This is a genomic window from Pseudomonas sp. NBRC 111130, assembly GCF_001320485.1.
GTDB classification, from domain to species: domain Bacteria; phylum Pseudomonadota; class Gammaproteobacteria; order Pseudomonadales; family Pseudomonadaceae; genus Aquipseudomonas; species Aquipseudomonas vlassakiae.
This window is the reverse complement of sequence record NZ_BCBG01000085.1, coordinates 1-4,586: the sequence shown is the minus strand read 5'-3', so window position 1 is coordinate 4,586 and position 4,586 is coordinate 1. Positions and strand designations below refer to the sequence as shown.

General features: G+C 62.4%; 3 protein-coding genes. All 3 read left to right on the top strand.

What is annotated here, in order from left to right:
* The first annotated feature begins 242 nt into the window (after nucleotides 1-242).
* On the top strand, nucleotides 243-1,685 hold the full coding sequence (gene gabD / locus APH33_RS22465; protein ID WP_054887247.1) for an NADP-dependent succinate-semialdehyde dehydrogenase: 1,443 nt from the start codon (nucleotides 243-245) through the stop codon (nucleotides 1,683-1,685).
* Nucleotides 1,686-1,865: 180 nt separating this feature from the next.
* Complete coding sequence (gabT, locus tag APH33_RS22460; protein WP_054887246.1) at nucleotides 1,866-3,143, top strand: 4-aminobutyrate--2-oxoglutarate transaminase; 1,278 nt, start codon at nucleotides 1,866-1,868, stop codon at nucleotides 3,141-3,143.
* 137 nt (nucleotides 3,144-3,280) lie between these two features.
* Complete coding sequence (locus tag APH33_RS22455) at nucleotides 3,281-4,561, top strand: response regulator (protein WP_054887245.1); 1,281 nt, start codon at nucleotides 3,281-3,283, stop codon at nucleotides 4,559-4,561.
* Nucleotides 4,562-4,586 lie beyond the last annotated feature (25 nt).

The following is a 4,586-nucleotide window of genomic DNA, read 5'->3' as shown; positions in this document are numbered from 1 at the left end:
CGGCGCTCGATCTCCCAGGCGCCAAAGATGTCACGGCGAATCCTCCACCCTTCACATTTCCCTCCGCTCGATCGTCTACCCTGTAGCGACCATTCCGGATAGGGTGTTCAACCATTCGTTCTTTTTTTCGAACAGCCTATTGTCCAACACCCCAGCAGCCGCTTAGCATTCGTTTGAGATTTCAAACGCTCGATGCCCTGCCTTGGGCGCTTTTCACACAATCAACAATTCGGGAAGCCGACATGCAGCTCAAAGACGCTCAGTTGTTCCGCCAGCAAGCCTTCATCAACGGTGAGTGGCTGGATGCGGACAGCGGCCAGACCATCAATGTGACCAACCCGGCCACTGGTGAAGTCATCGGTACCGTGCCGAAGATGGGCACCGCGGAAACCCGCCGCGCCATCGAAGCCGCCGACAAGGCCCTGCCGGCCTGGCGTGCACTGACCGCCAAGGAGCGTTCGGCCAAGCTGCGTCGCTGGTTCGAACTGATGATCGAGAACCAGGACGACCTGGCTCGCCTGATGACCACCGAGCAAGGCAAGCCACTGGCCGAAGCCAAGGGCGAAATCGCCTACGCTGCCTCGTTCATCGAGTGGTTCGCCGAAGAAGCCAAGCGTGTCTACGGCGACACCATCCCGGGCCACCAGCCAGACAAGCGTCTGATCGTCATCAAGCAGCCGATCGGCGTTACCGCGGCCATCACTCCGTGGAACTTCCCGGCCGCCATGATCACCCGTAAAGCCGGCCCTGCCCTGGCCGCTGGCTGCACCATGGTGCTCAAGCCTGCTTCGCAGACCCCTTACTCCGCCCTGGCCCTGGTCGAGCTGGCCAACCGTGCCGGCATCCCGGCTGGCGTGCTGAGCGTCGTTACCGGCAGCGCTGGCGAAGTCGGCGGCGAGCTGACCGGCAACTCCCTGGTACGCAAGCTGTCCTTCACCGGCTCGACCGAAATCGGCCGCCAGCTGATGGAAGAATGCGCCAAGGACATCAAGAAGGTTTCCCTGGAGCTGGGCGGCAACGCTCCGTTCATCGTGTTCGATGACGCCGACCTGGACAAGGCGGTCGAGGGCGCGATCATCTCCAAGTACCGCAACAACGGCCAGACCTGCGTCTGCGCCAACCGTATCTACGTGCAGGATGGCGTCTACGACGCGTTCGCCCAGAAGCTGGCCGCTGCTGTCGCCAAGCTGAAGATCGGTAACGGCCTGGAAGAAGGCACCACCACTGGCCCGCTGATCGACGGCAAGGCTGTCGCCAAGGTCCAGGAACACATCGAAGACGCCGTAGGCAAAGGCGCCAAGGTGCTGTCCGGTGGCAAGCTGATCGAAGGCAACTTCTTCGAGCCGACCATTCTGGTCGACGTGCCGAACACCGCTGCTGTCGCCAAGGAAGAGACCTTCGGCCCGCTGGCACCGCTGTTCCGCTTCAAAGACGAAGCCGAAGTGATCGCCATGTCCAACGACACCGAGTTCGGCCTGGCCTCGTACTTCTACGCCCGTGACATGAGCCGTGTGTTCCGTGTCGCCGAGGCCCTGGAATACGGCATGGTCGGCATCAACACCGGCCTGATCTCCAACGAAGTGGCGCCATTCGGCGGCATCAAGGCTTCGGGCCTGGGCCGCGAAGGTTCCAAATACGGTATCGAGGACTACCTCGAAATCAAATACCTGTGCATCAGCGTCTGATCGCCAGGTAAAAGGTTTTACCTCTGCCAGCGGGGCGCGAGAGCGACGTCTCGCTGGCCTTTTTGACATCGCAGTACCTGGTGGGCAGGGCGTTTACGGCAGTCGATCAACGAATACTGTTCGCGAACACACCCGGCCACCCCCGAATAAAAGCGCCGCAGTTGGCGCAATGAGGGCTTTATGAGCAAGACCAACGAATCCTTGATGCAACGTCGTGTAGCCGCCGTCCCACGTGGCGTCGGCCAGATTCACCCGATCTTCGTGGAATCCGCGAAGAACTCGACGGTGATCGACGTTGAAGGCCGCGAACTGATCGACTTCGCCGGCGGCATCGCAGTACTCAACACTGGCCACCTGCACCCGAAAGTCGTTGCAGCTGTGCAAGAGCAACTGACCAAGGTCAGCCACACCTGCTTCCAGGTTCTGGCCTACGAGCCTTACGTCGAGCTGTGCGAAAAGATCAACAAGCTGGTGCCAGGCGACTTCGACAAGAAGACCCTGCTGGTTTCCACTGGCTCCGAAGCCGTTGAAAACGCCGTCAAGATCGCCCGTGCCGCCACTGGCCGCGCTGGCGTGATCGCCTTCACTGGTGGCTACCACGGCCGTACCATGATGACCCTGGGCCTGACCGGCAAGGTCGTGCCGTACTCCGCTGGCATGGGCCTGATGCCAGGCGGCATCTTCCGCGCCCTGTTCCCGAGCGAACTGCACGGTGTCAGCGTTGACGACGCCATTGCTTCGGTCGAGCGCATCTTCAAGAACGATGCCGAGCCACGCGACATCGCCGCGATCATCCTCGAGCCAGTCCAGGGCGAAGGCGGCTTCCTGCCAGCGCCGAAAGAGCTGATGAAGCGCCTGCGCGAGCTGTGCGACAAGCACGGCATCCTGCTGATCGCCGACGAAGTACAGACCGGCGCTGGTCGTACCGGCACCTTCTTCGCCATGGAACAGATGGGCGTTGCGCCTGACCTGACCACCTTCGCCAAGTCCATCGCTGGCGGCTTCCCGCTGGCCGGTGTGTGCGGCAAGGCCGAAATCATGGACGCCATCGCTCCGGGCGGCCTGGGCGGCACCTACGCCGGTTCGCCGATCGCCTGCGCCGCGGCCCTGGCCGTTATCCAGGTGTTCGAGGAAGAGAAGCTGCTGGACCGTAGCAAGGCTGTTGGTGAGCACCTGACCACTGGCCTGCGCAAGATCCAGGAAAAGCACCCGATCATCGGCGACGTCCGTGGTCTGGGCTCGATGATCGCTGTGGAAGTCTTCGAAAAAGGCACCCACACCCCGAACGCTGCTGCCGTTGCCCAGGTTGTGGCCAAGGCACGCGACAAGGGTCTGATCCTGCTGTCTTGCGGCACCTACGGCAACGTCCTGCGTATCCTGGTTCCGCTGACCGCCGAAGACGCACTGCTGGATAAAGGCCTGGCCATCATCGAAGAGTGCTTCGCTGAACTCGCCTGATGTGATGCGCTTCATGAAAAAACCCGCCTAGGCGGGTTTTTTTTGTGCCCAGAAAAGCCGGGTGAGGCTATGGTGGTGAAAGGATTCGCCTTGGAAGCTGCGAAGGACTGTGTGTCAGGGATAACCAGGAGTTGGCCATGAGTGCTGCAGACCCCACCCCACCTTGCGTATTGATCGCCGAAGGCGACCCTTGGGTACGCGAAATGCTGAGCGAAATGCTGCTCAGCGTGCGTTGTGACGCCCGCTTGCAAGTCTGCGCCGACGGTTCGCAAGCGCTGACTGCGCTGGCCAGCAAACCTGACCTGATCATCGCAGCCCGTGAGCTGGCAGGCTGCGATGGCCTCGACCTGCTGCGCAACGTGCGCGCCAAAGGCCCCGAGCTGCCTTTCATTCTCATGAGCAACCGCAGCGATAGCGCCAGTGTGCGCGAAGCGCTACCGCTGCACCCCACGGCTTACCTGAGCAAACCGCTGAACCTGGACAAGCTGCGCAAAAGCCTGGAAGAGTTGCTGCTGGCCGTGGGCGAGCGGATCACCTGCCCGGTGCCGCCGTTGCAGCCTGGCGCCAACCTGCCGGCTTACCTCGAACAACGCCGCGCCACTGCCGATGGCGGGCCGTTGTTCGCCGATGTGCAGGTGGCGATCAAGCGCGCACTCAACCCGCAGGGCCTGAACCTCAAGGTGCTCGAAGAGGAAGTGCGCGACGACCCGCAGATCACGGCGGTGCTCATCGCCGCCGCCAACAGTGCCAGCCTGCACCGTGACGCACCGGTGCAGACGCTGATGCAGGCGCTGAACAAGCTCGGCAGCACCCAGAGCATGAACCTCATTCTCGGCCTTGCCCTCAAGCGCAGTGCGCGGCTGAGCGACCCGCTGCTGACGCAACATGCCACGCATTACTGGAACCTGTCGCTGCACACGGCCGAATACGCCCGCACGCTGGCGCGCATGCTCGAACTGGATCAGGAGCGCTGCTACTGTGCCGGCCTGTTGCATTGCCTGGGCGACCTGGCGGTGCTTCGTTGCCTGCAGGAGTGGCGCCTGGCCGGGGGCGAGCTGGACGAAGACCGGGTGCAGCTGTCGCTCAATGAGTTCGGCGCAGCGTTCGGCTCGGCGCTGCGTACCCGCTGGCGCTTGCCGCTGAGCCTGCGTGAGCTGATCGCGGCAATCTATCAGCTGGGTGGCGGGGTGTATTCGCGGGAGATCCTCGCCTTGAACCTGGCCGGGCAACTGGCGCGCCTGCCGGCGGATCAGGGGCTGGAGAAGATCGCCAGCAGCAAGACGGCGCGTTTGCTGAAGATTGGGCTGCCGGAGCTGAGCCGGTTGCGCAAGGTGGAGAATCCTGAGGTAAAGCCGCAGGAGGAGATTAAGGTGAGTGTTGAGGAATCACCTGCTCCTGAAGAACAATCGCCTACTTGAGAAATCGGGGCCGCTTCGCAGCCCC

Excerpts from the sequence above, each read along its gene's own strand:
- gabD (WP_054887247.1), top strand. The coding sequence starts at position 243 with ATGCAGCTCAAAGACGCTCAGTTGTTCCGCCAGCAAGCCTTCATCAAC.
- gabT (WP_054887246.1), top strand. The coding sequence starts at position 1,866 with ATGAGCAAGACCAACGAATCCTTGATGCAACGTCGTGTAGCCGCCGTC.
- APH33_RS22455 (WP_054887245.1), top strand. The coding sequence starts at position 3,281 with ATGAGTGCTGCAGACCCCACCCCACCTTGCGTATTGATCGCCGAAGGC.